13 protein-coding genes are annotated in these 14,562 nt (G+C 69.1%); 12 read left to right on the top strand and 1 reads right to left on the bottom strand.

Annotation, left to right across the window (positions count from 1 at the left end; all coding sequences use genetic code 11):
- The first annotated feature begins 213 nt into the window (after nt 1-213).
- From SRU_RS13485 to SRU_RS13435, 11 genes are all read left to right on the top strand, one after another.
- Nucleotides 214-2,454 (top strand): PAS domain-containing sensor histidine kinase, encoded by a 2,241-nt coding sequence (locus SRU_RS13485; protein WP_164923671.1) that lies wholly within the window; start codon nt 214-216, stop codon nt 2,452-2,454.
- 169 nt (nt 2,455-2,623) lie between these two features.
- Nucleotides 2,624-3,499: a DUF58 domain-containing protein gene (locus tag SRU_RS13480; RefSeq protein WP_043552698.1), complete on the top strand. Its 876-nt coding sequence runs from the start codon at nt 2,624-2,626 to the stop codon at nt 3,497-3,499.
- Between the two features lie 38 nt (nt 3,500-3,537).
- Nucleotides 3,538-4,554: a hypothetical protein gene (locus SRU_RS13475; RefSeq protein ID WP_011405284.1), complete on the top strand. Its 1,017-nt coding sequence runs from the start codon at nt 3,538-3,540 to the stop codon at nt 4,552-4,554.
- A gap of 91 nt (nt 4,555-4,645) precedes the next feature.
- Nucleotides 4,646-5,404 (top strand): SIR2 family NAD-dependent protein deacylase, encoded by a 759-nt coding sequence (locus SRU_RS13470; protein ID WP_011405283.1) that lies wholly within the window; start codon nt 4,646-4,648, stop codon nt 5,402-5,404.
- A gap of 72 nt (nt 5,405-5,476) precedes the next feature.
- Nucleotides 5,477-6,454: a vWA domain-containing protein gene (locus tag SRU_RS13465; protein WP_112904820.1), complete on the top strand. Its 978-nt coding sequence runs from the start codon at nt 5,477-5,479 to the stop codon at nt 6,452-6,454.
- A 65-nt stretch (nt 6,455-6,519) separates the two neighbouring features.
- Nucleotides 6,520-7,596, top strand: coding sequence for a VWA domain-containing protein (locus SRU_RS13460; RefSeq protein WP_164923669.1), 1,077 nt, complete (start codon nt 6,520-6,522; stop codon nt 7,594-7,596).
- Nucleotides 7,597-7,673: 77 nt separating this feature from the next.
- Nucleotides 7,674-8,315 (top strand): hypothetical protein, encoded by a 642-nt coding sequence (locus tag SRU_RS13455; RefSeq protein WP_011405280.1) that lies wholly within the window; start codon nt 7,674-7,676, stop codon nt 8,313-8,315.
- Nucleotides 8,315-8,911 carry a hypothetical protein gene (locus SRU_RS13450; RefSeq protein ID WP_221231603.1) on the top strand — a complete coding sequence of 199 codons (597 nt, stop codon included), beginning with the start codon at nt 8,315-8,317 and terminating at the stop codon, nt 8,909-8,911. Before SRU_RS13455 ends, SRU_RS13450 begins: the two co-directional genes overlap by 1 nt.
- Nucleotides 8,912-9,066: 155 nt before the next feature.
- Nucleotides 9,067-10,866: a BatD family protein gene (locus SRU_RS13445; protein WP_011405278.1), complete on the top strand. Its 1,800-nt coding sequence runs from the start codon at nt 9,067-9,069 to the stop codon at nt 10,864-10,866.
- 34 nt (nt 10,867-10,900) lie between these two features.
- The gene (locus SRU_RS13440; RefSeq protein WP_011405277.1) at nt 10,901-11,650 is read left to right on the top strand and encodes an SH3 domain-containing protein; all 750 of its coding nucleotides are present in this window, start codon (nt 10,901-10,903) and stop codon (nt 11,648-11,650) included.
- A gap of 96 nt (nt 11,651-11,746) precedes the next feature.
- On the top strand, nt 11,747-12,583 hold the full coding sequence (locus SRU_RS13435) for a hypothetical protein (protein ID WP_237701757.1): 837 nt from the start codon (nt 11,747-11,749) through the stop codon (nt 12,581-12,583).
- 181 nt (nt 12,584-12,764) lie between these two features.
- Here the strand turns inward: SRU_RS13435 and SRU_RS13430 are convergent, their stop codons facing one another.
- Nucleotides 12,765-13,667 (bottom strand): LysR family transcriptional regulator, encoded by a 903-nt coding sequence (locus SRU_RS13430; protein WP_011405275.1) that lies wholly within the window; start codon nt 13,665-13,667, stop codon nt 12,765-12,767.
- A 240-nt stretch (nt 13,668-13,907) separates the two neighbouring features.
- On the opposite strand from SRU_RS13430, the gene SRU_RS13425 reads away from it, so the two are divergent.
- A complete protein-coding gene (locus SRU_RS13425) occupies nt 13,908-14,504 on the top strand; it encodes a MarC family protein (protein ID WP_011405274.1) in 597 nt (198 codons plus the stop codon).
- The last annotated feature ends 58 nt before the right edge of the window (nt 14,505-14,562 follow it).

Genomic DNA, 14,562 nt, shown 5'->3' with positions numbered 1-14,562 from the left:
ACCGCCTCCTGATCGCGAACATCCCGGACCGGGTTTCCCGGCGCCCCCAGGCTGGAATCTTTTGGAAGAGAATTTGCGCTGTTTTGTCTTGTACACAACACTTCCGGTCAATTTGCCCGGACACGACAGCCGTCCCTCGGTCCACAGCGGCGATACATCTGTAGTCCCGCGGCGGATATGGCCCCGTGTTCGTTCTGCGCGCCCTGACTCTTTATGTACGCTCTGGCCCTTCGGCTCTACCAGCTTCTCCGGCCCGAAGATGCGTTCTTCTCGCGGCGGCACAGGTCGCAGGTGCAGCTGTACCGCCTGCTGTCTCTGCTCGGGCCGGTTCTGCTCCTCGTTCACGGGGCGGCTCATCGAGCCGCGGCCCCGAGTCATTACGACCTCCTGTGGTTTCGGCTCGTCCTCGCAGGGGGATTGCTGCTCCTCTTTTCCGCGTCCCTCGTCTCCGCGTCGGTCCGCCGCCGGTACGTGGAGGCGTCCTGGGGGGTGTTGTACCTGGTGATGGCCTGGACCGTCACGCTTGCCGCACTAAACCAGTTCAGCGGGGAGTATTCGCTAAGCGTCCTGTTCGTCTACGCCCTCTTCGGAGGGATTGTGATTCTCGGCGCCGATTCGATGGCCCCGGTCCTGTCGTTTCTGGCGACGGGCTTCGTCCTGCTCGGCGCAGGGGTGTGGGCGGCGCCCGCTCGCGAGACGAGCCCGCTCGTCTTGGGCAGTGGGATGGCCGACGTGGCCCTCTTCGAGGCGGTGGCCCACTGGTGGGGGTTGTCGATGCGCAATAGCCTCAAGACACAACGAGACGAACTGCGCCGGTCCCGAGATCAGCAGCGGCAAATGATTGAGCAGCTGCCGATGGAGATGGCCGTCTTCGACACGGAGGCACGGTTCCAGTACGTCAACGAACGGGCCGTCGGGGACCCGGCGGTGCGGGAGCAGTTGATTGGGCTCACCAACGAGGGATACTGCCGCCGGCACGATCTGGACGTGGCGTTGGGCCGGCGGCGTGACGAATCGATTCGAGAGGTGGTCGAGACCAAATCGATCAACCGCCTCCGGGAGACCATCGAGACGGACGAGGGCCCCCGGCACTACCTCCGCATCCACGTGCCGATCACGGACCCGGACGGGACGGTGAGAAAAGTGGTGGGGGGCGGGCTGGACATCACCGAGCGCAAGGAGCGAGAGCGGGACCTCCGCGCGCGACAGGAAAAGATTGAGGCCCTGTACGAGGCGACCAAGCAGCTGCTGCGGGCCGGCTCCCAGGAGGAAGTCTCCGACCGGATCCACTGGGTGCTGAAAGAGGTCTTCGACTACCCGTTCGCCCACACTGGATTTTTGGAGGACGGGTTGATTGTCCCGGAGCGCACAGAGGCCGCGTCGGGGCTGTCGCTGCCAATGCCCGAAGCGCGTCCCCCACAGGAGAACATGGTGGCCGGGCAGGCCCTTCGGTCCGGCGAGGCCGTCGTCAGCGAAACCATTCAATCCCTGGCAGACTCCATCGATTACGGCGATCTCCGCTCGGCCGCCTCCGTCCCAATTGGCGGACACGGCGCCATCGTGGTGGGGAAGGCCGACGAAACGACGTACCGCCAGTTCAACCTTCATCTTCTGGAGCTGCTGGGCGGGTACGCCGCGCTCGTCCTCGACCGGCTCCGTCGCGAGGCCGCCCTTCGAGACGCAAAAGAGGCGGCCGAAGAGGCCAGCCGGCTCAAGTCGACCATGCTGGCGAACATGAGCCACGAGATCCGCACCCCCCTCACGTCGATCATTGGGTTTTCCGAGACGATCGAAGAAGAGGCGGATCTCCTTGAGGCCACGCCCGCGGACGCAAATCCGTCCACCCTGAGCCGGTTTGCCCATCTCATCGGAAAGAACGGGCGTCGCCTCCTCGACACACTGGACGGCGTCTTGAACCTGTCGAGGCTGGAGGCGGGCCAGATGGACCTTGCCGCGGAGCGGATCCCGCTGGATGAACTGGCGAAGGGGCTCGTGGACGAGCTCCATCCGCAGGCCGAGGAGGCGGGGGTCCACTGCGAGGTAGAGAAGACTCCGCGTCCGGTTGTTGCCCGGGTGGATCGGGGCGGAATGCAGATTGCCCTCCGGAACCTGATCAGCAACGCCATCAAGTACACGGAGGAGGGCGGACGCGTCCGCGTCCGGTCCTACCGGGCGGAAGACGCCGCCGTGGTCGAGGTGGAGGACACCGGCATTGGGATGGACGCGGACACCGTCGAGCACGTTTTCGAGCCGTTTCGACAGGCCTCGGAGGGCCTCAACCGAGAGTACGAGGGCACCGGGCTCGGGCTTGCGGTCACCAAACAGGTCATCGAGAAAATGAACGGGGACATTGAGGTCGATACGGAGGAAGACGCCGGCACGTGTGTTCGTCTGCGGCTTCCCCGGGCGGCCTCGGAGGCGGACGCCGGCTCGTCCCCTGGCGACGAGCAGTAGCGTTGGGGGCGCTCGGGCCGACCGCGCCCACGGGAGGCGTTTGGCCCGGCGGGCGGCGGCCGCGGCGAACGATTCGCGTCGAGAGGGACTACAACGATGTGGTGCCGAAAGCCTCTCGCGTGCGGCCTCCTCGTCCCGGCGGCCGCGTCTTCCCAGCGTGCGCCTCGCCATGATTCCCGACGAGCTCTTCGAAAAGATCCGCCGGCTGGAGGTCCGCACCCGCGGCCGGGTCGAGAGCGTCTTTCGGGGCGAGTACCAGTCGGCCTTCAAGGGGCGCGGCATCGAGTTTGCGGAGGTCCGGCCCTACCAGGTGGGGGACGACATCCGCAACATCGACTGGAACGTGTCGGCCCGGATGGACGACACCTACGTGAAGGTGTACGAGGAGGAGCGGGAGCAGACCGTCATGCTGTGTGTCGACGTGTCGGGGTCGGAGAACTTTGGGTCGCAGGGGAAGCTGAAACGGGAGGTGGCCGCGGAAATCTGTGCGGTGATCGCCTTCAGTGCCGTTCAGAACAACGACACGGTGGGGCTGCTGCTGTTTTCCGACGAGACGGAGCGGTTTGTGCGGCCGGGGTCGGGGCGGCGGCACGTGCTGCGGTGCATTCGCGAGCTGTTTACGGCCGAGCCCGAATCGATCGGGACGGACATCGGCGGGGCGCTCCGGCGCGTGCTCCGCATCCTGCAGCGCCGGTCGATTCTTGTGCTGGTGAGCGACTTCTTCGATGCCGGCTACGACTCGGTGCTGCGGGCCGCCGGGCAACGCCACGACACGATCGGCATTGAGCTCCAAGACCCCCGCGAAGAGGAACTGCCCCCGGTGGGGCTGGTTGATTTGACCGACGCCGAGACCGGAGAGACCGTGACGGTGGACCCCCGCGATCCGGCGGCCCGGGCGGCCATCGAGGCCGCGGCGCAGGCGCGTCGGGAGCGCACCCGCGAGATCCTTCGGCGGGCCGGGGTCGGGCACGTCATCGTCCGCACCGACGGCGACTACCTGGAGCCACTCATTGCATTCTTTCGGAGGCGTGCCCGGCGGGGCTAGCGACGAGGCGCGCCCGTCCGTTGATCGACTCGGGACGTATGCAGCGACGGATGCGAGGGTGGACGTGGATCGGTGGCCCTCTTCTCGTGGTCCTGGGCCTGCTGCACGCGGGCGGGCACCCTGCAAGGGCCCAGTCGGAGCCCCGCATCGAGGCCCGCGTGTCGGCCGACAGTGTAAAGATCGGCGAGCGATTCACGCTCATCCTGGTGGCTGCGCGCGCCGCGAATCGCGACGCGATGTTTCCGGGCGTGGACGCCGGGTCGGCTGTGTTCGGGGATCTGCACGCGGTCCGGCGGGGGGCAGTCCGGACGCGCCGCCCGTCGACCGCCCGTCGGGTCGACAGCGTGGCCTACGAGGTGACCACCTTCGCCCTCGACTCGGCCCGCGTGCCCGTCCTGCCTGTTCGCCTCGCGTCGGGGGGCGACACGACGGTTGTGGGGACCCCGCCCCGGACAGTGCCGGTCGTGTCGGTCGTGGGGCCCGATGCGGAGGCGCTGCGCACCCCGGCCGCGCTTATTCCCTTTCCGCGTCCGGCCTGGGCATGGGGGCTGCTCGCCCTCCTCACCGCGGCCGCGCTCGGCGGGGGCGCCTACGGATGGTGGCGCTGGCGCACCCGGGACGAGGAGGCCCCCGACGAGACCGAATCCAAACATCCCTACGAGGCGGCGTCGGCGCGGCTCCGGCGCCTGGAACGGCGCCATCCGTCCGGAGACGAGGCCGCCAAGGCCTTCTACGTGGACCTCACCGAGGCCCTGCGCGTCTACTTGGTGCGACGCGTCGGCGTCCGGGCCCTGGAGCAAACGACCGCCGAGGTGGTGGCGGCGCTCCGCCGCCGCCCCGAGGTGCACGAGGAAACCATCCGGCGCCTCCAGGCCGTGCTGGAACAGGCCGACCTCGTCAAGTTCGCCGACGCCCAGCCCTCCCCGGCGGAGAGCCGGTCCGTGCTGGACGAGGCGCAGGCCGTGCTCGACGCCCTCGAAGCCACCCGGCGCCGGGACGACGCGCAGACACGGGACGACGCGCAGGCAACGGACGACACGCCCCCTTCTGCGTGAAAGCCCGGTCCGGTGTTTCTGTCTGGTCCCCACGCTTCGTTCGTGTAGGGCCCCGCAAGCTTCTTCTCCGCATCCCTCCCTTTCGTCGCCCATGCCCGACTTCAGTGATACGCTCGTCGACCGACTCGTCGAGGCCGGCCATGTGGCCGTGCTGACGGGGGCGGGCATCAGTGCCGAGAGCGGCATTCCAACCTTCCGCGACCCCGGTGGGCTCTGGGAGGAGTTCGACCCGCAGGAGCTCGCGAACGTGGAGGCGTTTCTCGACAACCCCGAGTTGGTGCAGGGCTGGTACCGGCACCGGCGCGAGGTGGTGGAGGACGCCGCGCCCAACGCGGGCCACCACGCCCTGGCGGACCTGGAGGCACACGTGCCGTCGATGGCCGTCGTGACCCAAAATGTCGACGACCTGCACAACCGCGCCGAGACCAGCACCGTCATCGAGCTGCACGGCAACATTACGGACAACTACTGCATGGACTGTGAGCAGGCGGTTGGGGCGGCGGCCGTCGACGCTGCCATCCAGGACGGCGAGCCAGCCCGCTGTCCGGACTGCGGGGGGCTCGTACGCCCCGACGTGGTCTGGTTCGGGGAGATGCTGCCGCCCGACGCGATGGAGCAGGCGGACGCGACCACCGAGCAGGCCGACGTGTTCTTGAGCGTGGGGACGAGCGCCGTCGTGTACCCGGCGGCGCGCCTGCCCGTCGCGGCACGGGAACAGGGCGCCTACGTGGCCGAGGTCAACCCGGACACGACCGGCGTCACCGACGACGTCCACGAGACGATCCGGGGGCCCGCCGGGGACGTGCTGCCCGCCCTCGTCGACGCCGTGGCCGCTCGCCAGAGGCCGTAATACCTGCTCGTGGCGTGCCCTTTGCTCTTCCCTTTGTGCTGAATCCGCTGGGTCTGCGCGATCCACTCCACCGTGAGTTTCGTCAATCCCCAACTGTTGTGGCTGCTCCTCGCCGTGCCGGCGGTGGGGGCCTGGACGTGGTGGCGCCGACGGCGGACGACGGGCCTCCGGTACAGTGACGTGTGGCCGGTGCGGGAGGCACCGATCGCGTGGACTGTGCGCCTGCGATGGCTGCCCGCCGCCCTCCGCATGGGGGCGCTCGCGCTCGGCATCCTGGCCCTGGCCCGCCCCCAGACCGAAGAGACCACGCGGACCCGGACGGCCGAGGGCATCGACATCATGATGGTCCTCGACGCCTCCACGTCGATGCAGGCGGAGGACTTTCAGCCGACCCGCTTCGAGGCTGCGCGCGAGGCGGCGGGGGCGTTCGTGGAGGGGCGCGTGTCCGACCGGGTGGGCCTCATCGTTTTTGCCGCCGAGGCGTACACGCAGGCCCCCCTCACGCTCGACTATTCGTTCCTTCAGCGCATGCTCGAGGACGTGGAGGTTGGGGCGGTGGAGGACGGCACCGCCGTGGGGACGGCCCTGGCGACGGCCGTCAACCGGCTGAAGGACAGCGAGGCGGAGAGCAAGGTGGCCATTCTGCTTACCGACGGCCGCAACAACCGGGGCCAAATTGATCCCCGCACGGCGGCCGAGGTGGCCCGGACGATGGGCGTGCGGGTCTACGCGATCGGGGTCGGGTCGTCGGAGGACAGGGACACCTGGGAGGAGCCCCTGCCGCAGGGCCAGCGGGACGAGTCGGCCGGCGTGGACGCGGAGATGCTCCGGTCCGTCTCCGTGTCCACCGGGGGGCAGTACTTTTCCGCGACGAACCGGGACGCACTGGAGCGCATCTACGCCGAGATCGACACCATGGAGGCCACCCCGGTCGACAAGCGCGTCTACACGGACCGGACGGAGCGGTATTCGTGGTTCTTGCTGCCGGCCCTGGGGCTCGCGCTCCTGGAGGTCGGCCTCTCCGCCACCCTGTTCCGGCGCTTCCCGTAGCACGCAGCGAGGGATCCGCGGGACCCCCGAAAGCCCGTGCTCACCCCTGCAATCACAGCCCAGACATGGACTGGCTTCACCCCACATACGTGTGGACGCTTCTCCTTGGCCCGGTGGCCCTGGGGATCTACGGGTGGGCGGTGCGTCGGCGCCGGGCGGCCCGGGAGCAGTTTGGGCACCCAGGGGCCGTGCGGCGGCTCGCGACGACCCGTCGCCCGCGCCGTCGAATGTGGGAGGCGGGCCTCGTGGTGGGGGCGCTTCTTCTCGGGGCCGTGGCCCTGATGGGGCCGCGGTGGGGCACGGAGGTGCGCACGGTGGAGCGCCGGGGGCTCGACCTCGTCGTGGCGCTGGACGTTTCGGCGTCGATGCGGGCCCAGGACGTGCCCCCAAGCCGCCTCCGGCGGGCGAAGAACGAAATCCGCACGTTGGTGGATGATCTGTCGGGCGACCGGGTGGGGCTCGTCCTCTTTGCCGGAAGCGGGTTCGTGCAGTCGCCCCTTACGACCGACTACGGCGCCTTCCGCCTCTTCCTCGACGCGGCGGCGCCCGACCAGATCTCGACGCCGGGCACCGACGTGAGCGCGGCCGTCGACGCGGGCCTGCAGGCCTTCGGCGCGCCCCGTCCGACGGACGACACGACGGCGGCCCCCGAGGAGCCGCGCCCCCGCGCACTGCTGATCGTCTCGGACGGAGAGAACCACGCCGGCGACCTCGACGCCGCCCGGCAGCGCGCGGAGGAGGCCGGGGTGACGCTCCTGACCGCCGGCGTGGGCACCGAGGACGGCGCCCGGATTCCGGTCTACGAAAACGGGCGGCGTGTCGACTACAAGCGGAACCGCCAGGGCGAGGTCGTGCGGAGCCGTCTGCGCGAGGCCCCCCTAACGCGCCTGGCCCGGTCGGGGGCGTACTTCCGCGTCAGGGCGGCCGCCAGTGCCCTCTCGGACGTGCCGGCGGCGCTCCGGCAGATCGGGGCCACGACGTACGACGCCGAGCGGTTTGCCGAATACGAGGAGATGTACCAGTGGCCCCTGGCGGCGGCCCTGCTGCTACTGCTCGCCGCAAGCGTCCTCCCGACGGGGCGCCGTGACGCCTCCGGCGTACAGTTCGAGGAGTGGCTCAGCGGGGTCTGGAAGAGGGAGTAGTCGCGTCGGAATCGACGGACGAGACCGCACGTACAATTGCCGTCCTGTCATCCCATTCGTAATCGAACCCCGAGCGCATGCTCGCCCGAGCGGCACTCATTTTGCTCTTCTTCGGCCTCCTCGGCGACAGCGGAGCGGGGCAGGGCCGGGACGGCAACGCCCTCTTCGACCGGGGACGGTACGTCGCCGCGGCGGAGACCTACCGGGCGGGCCTGGATGCCCTCGACGACACGACCGGCTCCGTGTACACGGGCCTCCAGAACAACCTGGGACTGGCCCTTCATCGCCAGGAGCGCCTCGGGGCCGCTCGGGCCGCGCTCCGGAAGGCCCGTCGGGCCGCCACGACGGAGGCGGAGCGCGTCCGGGTGCTTTTCAACGCCGCCACCGTTGCGGCCGAGATGAATGACCGAACCAAGGCCCTCGACCGCTACCGGACGGTGCTCCTCCTCGACCCCACGCATGAGGCCGCCCGGTTCAACTACGAGTATCTGAAGCGGCAGGCGGGAGGGGGCGCCGGAAGCGATCCGCCGACCCTCGAGCCCTCGCCCTTCGCCCAAAAGCTGAAGGAACGAGCGGACGCCCTGGTGGCACGGACCCAGTACACCACCGCCGCGGCCCTGCTGCGGGACGGGATGCAGAAGGACTCGACGGTTCGCGCGTACCGCGACTTCGTCACCCGCATCGAAGAAATTGCTCAGATTGCCCGCTCGGACCCGTGATGCGCCTGTACTGGATTGGAGTCGTTGTGGGCCTGCTGGTCGGGGGCGGAGGCGCGCCGGCCCTGGGCCAACCCTCCGCCAACGCCCTGTTCCACGACGCGGCGCAGCGGTACGTGGCCAGCGATACGGAGGCGGCCCGGCGGGCGGTGGAGCGGGGGTTGGAAATCGCCCCGTCGGACCCCCGGCTGCAGGCCCTTCGGAAAAAACTGGAGCAGCGAGAGAAGCAGCGGGGGGGAGGGCGACCGTCCCAGCAGGGCCAGCAGTCGCAGAACCGGCGCGACCCCTCAAGGGGAAGCGAAGGATCGCAGGAGCAGTCCGGCGCCTCGGGGGAGGAATCCCAGTCTCAATCCGACGACCCGTCCCGCTCGGAGTCGTCCCCATCCGGGACGCCGGACCCATCCTCGACGGGATCGTCCGGCGCGAAGGCACAGGGGCAGCAGGGGGGCGATCGACCCGGCGCCCGCCGGTCGGCCCGCCGCCTGAGTCAGGCGCAGGCGGCCCGGCTCCTCCAGGCCCTCGAAAATCAGGAGCAGAGGCTGCTGCGTGAGGTGCAGGGCGAATCGGAGGCGCCCAGCCGGGTCGAGAAAGACTGGTAACGGCGCAGACGGCACGGCCCATTGCCGGAGGAAAGGTGGCGCCCCGGGCCGGAACGATTTTCTTCATCAGCGGCACACCGCCCATGTGGCCCGCACAGTCCATGCTTGTCCGACTCGCGGTTTTTGTGGTTGTGTTGGGGGGAGTGTGTGTCGGGATGAGTCGTGCCCAGTCCAGCGGACCGGTACGGGTCACGGCCGAGGCCGACCCTACGGACGTGAGGGTGGGCGAACCGGTCCAGTTGACAGTGCGGGTCGACGGGGCCCCCGCCACTGTCGTGCAGACGCCGGATCCGCCCTCGACGACCAACCTGGAGCCTCAGCAGCGCACGCCCCGAACGAGACAGATTCGGGCGTCGAGGGGCGGGCGGCTTCGTCAAAGCGTCGTCTTTTCGTGGCGGCTTCGCCCACGGCAGCAGGGGGCCGCACTCATCCGGCCCCTCACCGTGGTGGTGCAGGGGGAGACGTACAGCACCGATCCCATCCGCGTTCGGGTGTCCCCGCGGACGGGCAAGCCCGACGCCCCGACGCTAACGCGCCCCGACGGCGCGTCCGGGGACAAGTCCCTGAACGCTCGGGACCTCTTCATCCGTGCGCGGGCAACCGACGGTCAGGTGTACCAGAATGAGCAGGTGATCGTCGAGTACAGTTTATTCTATCGTCCCGGCATCCGGCTCCGCCACAGCCGTCTGGCCGGATCGTGGGACGCGCCGGGCTTCTGGCGCGAGGAGCTCAACGTGGCCGCCCGCCCCACCCCCCAGCGGCGGCGGGCCCGCGGACGGGCGTACGAGACCGTGGTCCTAAAGCGGGTGGCCCTGTTTCCCACGCGGCCGGGCACCCTGCAGGTCGATCCCCTGCGCATCGAGACGGAGGCCCAGGGGACGATGCGCTTGCGCGACCGCGGGCCGTCCCTCCGGGGGCGCTTCGAGCCCGTGCAGCTCGCCTCCGAGGGCCTCTCGCTGGAGGCACGGGCCCTGCCGTCGGGGGCGCCGCCCGCCTTCAACGGGGCTGTGGGGCAGTTTTCGATGACGGCCGGGACCGATACGGACAGCACGTCGGTGGGGGCGCCGGTGACCCTGACGGTAGAGGTGGACGGCACGGGCAATTTGGCGACGCTCGCCCCGCCCTCCGTAGGGTCGCCTGGGGACATGGAGGTGTACGAGCCAACCGTCGAGACGAACATCGAGCGCAACGCGTCCCGCATCCACGGCACCAAAACGTTTACCTACACGCTCGTGCCCCAGTCCGGCGGGCGCTACGACCTCCCGGCCGTCACGTTCTCCTACTTCGATCCGGACGCGGGGCGGTACAGGACGCGCCGCGCCCAGCCCTCGACGCTACAGGTCACGGGGGAGGCGGCCCCGCGGGCGGTGGGCCGAACGGGAAACGGCCTGCCAGTGGGGGACGTGGCGGCGCCGATGGCGGCGGGCGAGGCGCAGTGGGTACGAGCGGACCGGCGTCCCCTCTACCGAAATCCCTGGGCATACCTCGCCCTCCTGGCGCCGGCCCTGGTCGTCGCGGCCGGCGTCGCCTATCGGCGCTGGCGGTCCGGTGGTGCGCCGTCGCCGGACGAAACGGCCGCCGTCGAGAAAACGCCCGCCCCCAATGAAGAAACAAACCGCCTTCAGGCGGCCCGTCGCCACCTGCAAGCGGGGGACGACGCGGCCTTCTACGATGCGGTGGCGCGTGCGCTCCGCGCCTTCCTGGCGGAACGGCTGGGGCGCGACGGCCCCAACGACGTGCCCCGGACGGTGCTCGACCGCGACCTGCCCCGCCACGACGTTCCGCCGGATCTTCAGGACGCCCTCTACGACGTGCTCGACCGCTGCGACGAGGCCCAGTACGCGCCCCGTGCCGGCTCTGCGGCGCCCGAAGACGTGCTGGCCAATGCCCACGCCGTGCTTCGGCGACTCGACACGGCCCTTCCGCGGTCGGCAACCACGCCACCGCGCCCGTAGTCCCGATGCCCCCTTCTGTTGCTCCGCCCCTTTCATGCGCCTTCTTGCGGCCGTTCTCGGTGGATTTGGACTGATCGTCGCCGCCCCGGCTTGCGGGCAGCCGTCGTCCGTCGCCCAACAATTTGAGGCGGCCAATGAGGCCTACGACCGGGGCCGGTACGGAACCGCCGTGGAAGCGTACCGGGCCGTCCTCGACGCCGGCCACGAGAGTGCAGCGCTCTACCACAATCTAGGCAATGCCTACGTGCGCCTCGACCGTACGGGGCTGGCGGTCTGGGCCTACGAACGAGGGCGTCGCCTCCGGCCTGGAGACCCGCGCCTGCAGCACAACCTGGAGTACGTCCGTCGGCGTGCCGAGCTTCCGCGGCGCGGGGGGGCGGCCGGCGGCCTCGTGGCCCTCGTGGTGGGATGGTCGCCCCTGCTCCTGTTCGGCATCGGGATGCTTGCCATGTGTGTTGGGGGGCTCGGGGCGGCAGTCTGGGACGGCCCGCGTCGGGGAGGCGCGTGGCAGGGGCCAGCGATGAGGGGGCTGATTGGGGCGGGAGTGCTGCTCGTTGCCGTCGCGCTGGCCACCTCGTACATGCAGGCCCAGGAGCGCCGGGCCGTCGTGGTGGACAAAGAGGCGACGCTCCGGTCCGCCCCCACCGACACGGCCCCCGCCGATACGACCCTTCGTTCGGGGGTGCTCGTAACCCACGGAGCCGAGCGGGAGGCGTGGACGCGCGTACAGATGCGGAGCCGAACCGGGGGCTGGATTCCATCCGGCGCGCTGGCGGAAATATAACACAAGGCGGGATCCGAAGCCGGGCCGATCCGTTTGATCGTTGAACATATCTCGCACATGTGCCGGGCCCACACTGAGGGGCGTGCCGGGCCCGGCATGCACGTTCCTGACCAGCGTTTCCACGCCATGCCGACGGGCCACTTTGCCATTGGGGATCTTTCCTTTTCGTTCGAGGGCTCCCTCGAAGAGCTCGCGCACTGCCAGGAGATTGTCCGCGAAATTGAGCGCGCGGAGCATCGGCTTCGGCGGGCGTCGGGGGCGGAGGAGGTCGTCGTGATCTACGATCAGGACCTTGAGGGCGAGCGCGGCACGTTCGACAAGATGCGGCTCCGCGCGTACGACGACGATCACAACTACACGCTCGACCTCGGGGTGACGGACACCAATCCGCTTGGCATTTACGTCGGGTACGATCAGAACATCGAGGTGTACGACCGGGACGCTGGGGAGGCGTGGCAGATCACCCCGGAGGGAGACCCGGTCCAACCGGACGCGGACACGTCCGAGGCAAACCGCCGGGAGGAGCCGACCGCCCGGGAGGCGGACGCGTCGCGGGGCCCCTCTTCCTCCTCCACGCAATCCACGGACTCCTCCACGCAATCTACGGAGCCGGCGTCGTCCGAGGGGCCGTCCCAGGCCGAGATTGACCGGGCGGCGGAGGTGCTTCTGACCCGCGTGCGTCAACAGCCGTCCGAACAGCGAGTGGGCGAGACCACCATTCCGGACGGGCCGCTCGGGGAGAAGCTCCTCGGGTTTGCCACGTACTGCGGGCGCGATGAGGGGTACCTGAATCGGGTGCTCGACGTGAAGAGCGTGTCCGGGATCGGGGAGTTGACCGTGGGGCAGGTGCCGGACGTGCTCGCCATGATCAAGGACGAGGAGACGCTTCGTCAAAACGAGAGCTTCGAGCCGGACACCGATCTCCCGTTTTAGAGAGTACTAGGCACGAAGGGCCGGGGCCTCGTCCGCCGGCCGACTCCGGCTCGGACCGACCCGGTGGAGACGCGCGGTTTTGCCCTGTGCGCGGGGCCTGGGGACATGCTGTCGGGCACGTCCAGGCGAAAATGCGTCCCGCACCGAGGCGCTCCCGCCGACATTCACGAGCCCATTTTGGTTAGATTGGGTTCTGGGTGAACGCGTCCTGTTCGTCCGCTACCGTCTCCAAAAACCGGTCGAGGAGCGGCGAGTCGTTGTCGCGCCGGTACGCGAGGCCCAGGGTAAGGGGCACGGTGGGCTCCACGATCTTTGCGTACCCCACGCCGGGACGCTGGATCTGCACGTTCGAGGCATGGGCGATGGACACCCCCAGCCCCGCCTCCACGAGCCCGAGAAAGCTCTCTCCCCGTTCAATCTCCTGCGGAATCTGCGGGGTAAACCCGGCCTCGTGGCAGGCGCGCACGTAGGCGTCATGGATGCGGGGCGCCCCGCTCCGCGCCCAGATCACGTGCGGCTCGCCTTCGAGCTCCCGGAGGGGGACGGACGTCCGGTCGGCGAGGCGATGGCCCGTCGGGAGTACCACCACCATCGGGGCCGTAAAGAGGGGCTGCACCCGCAGGCCGCGCTCGTTGATCGGCAGAAACAGGAACCCGACATCCGTTTCCTTCCCCCGCAGGGCGTCCACCTGTTCGCGAGTGGTCTGCTCGACCAGATCGAGCTCCCCGTGGGGGCGCTTGGACCGAAAGGTCTTGATGATGGCGGGGAGCCCGCTCCGCATCGCGCTCGCCGCGTAGGTAATGGTGAGCAGGCCCGCCAGTCCGTCCCGGGCCGCCCGCGCCACGGACTCCGCACGCCGTGCCTCCCGGAGCACGCGCTTCGCGTACGGGAGAAAGGTGTGGCCCGCCTCCGTCAGCTCCACGCCCCCCGAGGCCCGGTCGAAGAGCGCGACCCCGATCTCCTCCTCAAACGCCTTAATCTGCTGGCTCAGGGTGGACTGGGCGACGAAGACAGCGTCGGCGGCCCGGCCGAAATGCAGTTCGTCGGCGAGGGCCGTGAAGTACCGGAGGTGGCGAAGTTCCATGGCGCAGGCAGTCGGGGAGGCCGAGGAAAAGGCACGGGCGGACGTTTCTCCGAAGGCCTGTGATAAACGATCGATGACGTCGATCGGTCCGAGCGAAAAACTCCATGAAACGGCAGTGCGGAGGCGCCCCTACGACCTTATGGAGAGATAAGAGACGGGCCACTGCGCGTTACATTGCCGTAATCCCTCTTTTTCGACCATTCCGCCGTGCTTTGGCATCCAATCGACTACTACGAATAGATGACGATATTTTCGGCCGCCCTCTTGCTCTTCCTGGTCATGGATCCGTTTGGCAACGTTCCGGTGTTCCTCTCGGTCTTGCGTCCAGTGAAGCAGGAGCGTCGGCGGTGGGTCATCGCCCGGGAGCTGCTGATCGCCCTGGGGTTTTTGGTGGTCTTCCTGTTCGGCGGCCAGTACCTGCTTGCGGCCATCGGCATCTCGGAGTCGTCCGTGACGGTAGCGGGGGGCATCATCCTGTTTCTGATTGCCCTCCGCATGGTGTTTCCGTCGCCCGGTGGCGTGTTTGCGGAGGATGCGGAGCAGGCAAGTGACGCCCCGATCCTCGTGCCGCTCGCCGTGCCGCTCGTGGCGGGCCCGTCGGCCCTGGCGTCGGTGCTGTTCATCATGAGCAAGGACCCGACGCGCTGGCTGGAGTGGCTGGCTGCGCTCGTCGGGGCGTGGGCGGCCACCGGCGTCGTTCTGCTTCTGGCCCCCAACCTGTCGCGCCTCCTTGGGGACCGCGGGCTGGTGGCCACGGAGCGGCTCATGGGGATGGTGCTCACCGCGATCGCGTCGAAAATGGTACTGGGCGGCGTCGCGGAGTTCTTCGGCATCTAGGCCGCCTAGGCCCGTGCCTGCACGCAGCCTCCTCCTCGTTTGCTTTGCCTCACCAACT

Source organism: Salinibacter ruber DSM 13855 (assembly GCF_000013045.1).
Taxonomy (GTDB): Bacteria; Bacteroidota; Rhodothermia; order Rhodothermales; family Salinibacteraceae; genus Salinibacter; species Salinibacter ruber.
This window is presented reverse-complemented; position numbering and strand designations above follow the sequence as displayed.

Bases quoted from the DNA above. Each gene is read 5' to 3' on its own strand.
- SRU_RS13485 (WP_164923671.1), top strand. From the start codon at position 214: ATGTACGCTCTGGCCCTTCGGCTCTACCAGCTTCTCCGGCCCGAAGAT.
- SRU_RS13480 (WP_043552698.1), top strand. From the start codon at position 2,624: ATGATTCCCGACGAGCTCTTCGAAAAGATCCGCCGGCTGGAGGTCCGC.
- SRU_RS13475 (WP_011405284.1), top strand. From the start codon at position 3,538: ATGCAGCGACGGATGCGAGGGTGGACGTGGATCGGTGGCCCTCTTCTC.
- SRU_RS13470 (WP_011405283.1), top strand. From the start codon at position 4,646: ATGCCCGACTTCAGTGATACGCTCGTCGACCGACTCGTCGAGGCCGGC.
- SRU_RS13460 (WP_164923669.1), top strand. From the start codon at position 6,520: ATGGACTGGCTTCACCCCACATACGTGTGGACGCTTCTCCTTGGCCCG.
- SRU_RS13455 (WP_011405280.1), top strand. From the start codon at position 7,674: ATGCTCGCCCGAGCGGCACTCATTTTGCTCTTCTTCGGCCTCCTCGGC.
- SRU_RS13450 (WP_221231603.1), top strand. From the start codon at position 8,315: ATGCGCCTGTACTGGATTGGAGTCGTTGTGGGCCTGCTGGTCGGGGGC.
- SRU_RS13445 (WP_011405278.1), top strand. From the start codon at position 9,067: ATGAGTCGTGCCCAGTCCAGCGGACCGGTACGGGTCACGGCCGAGGCC.
- SRU_RS13440 (WP_011405277.1), top strand. From the start codon at position 10,901: ATGCGCCTTCTTGCGGCCGTTCTCGGTGGATTTGGACTGATCGTCGCC.
- SRU_RS13435 (WP_237701757.1), top strand. From the start codon at position 11,747: ATGCACGTTCCTGACCAGCGTTTCCACGCCATGCCGACGGGCCACTTT.
- SRU_RS13430 (WP_011405275.1), bottom strand. From the start codon at position 13,667: ATGGAACTTCGCCACCTCCGGTACTTCACGGCCCTCGCCGACGAACTG.
- SRU_RS13425 (WP_011405274.1), top strand. From the start codon at position 13,908: ATGACGATATTTTCGGCCGCCCTCTTGCTCTTCCTGGTCATGGATCCG.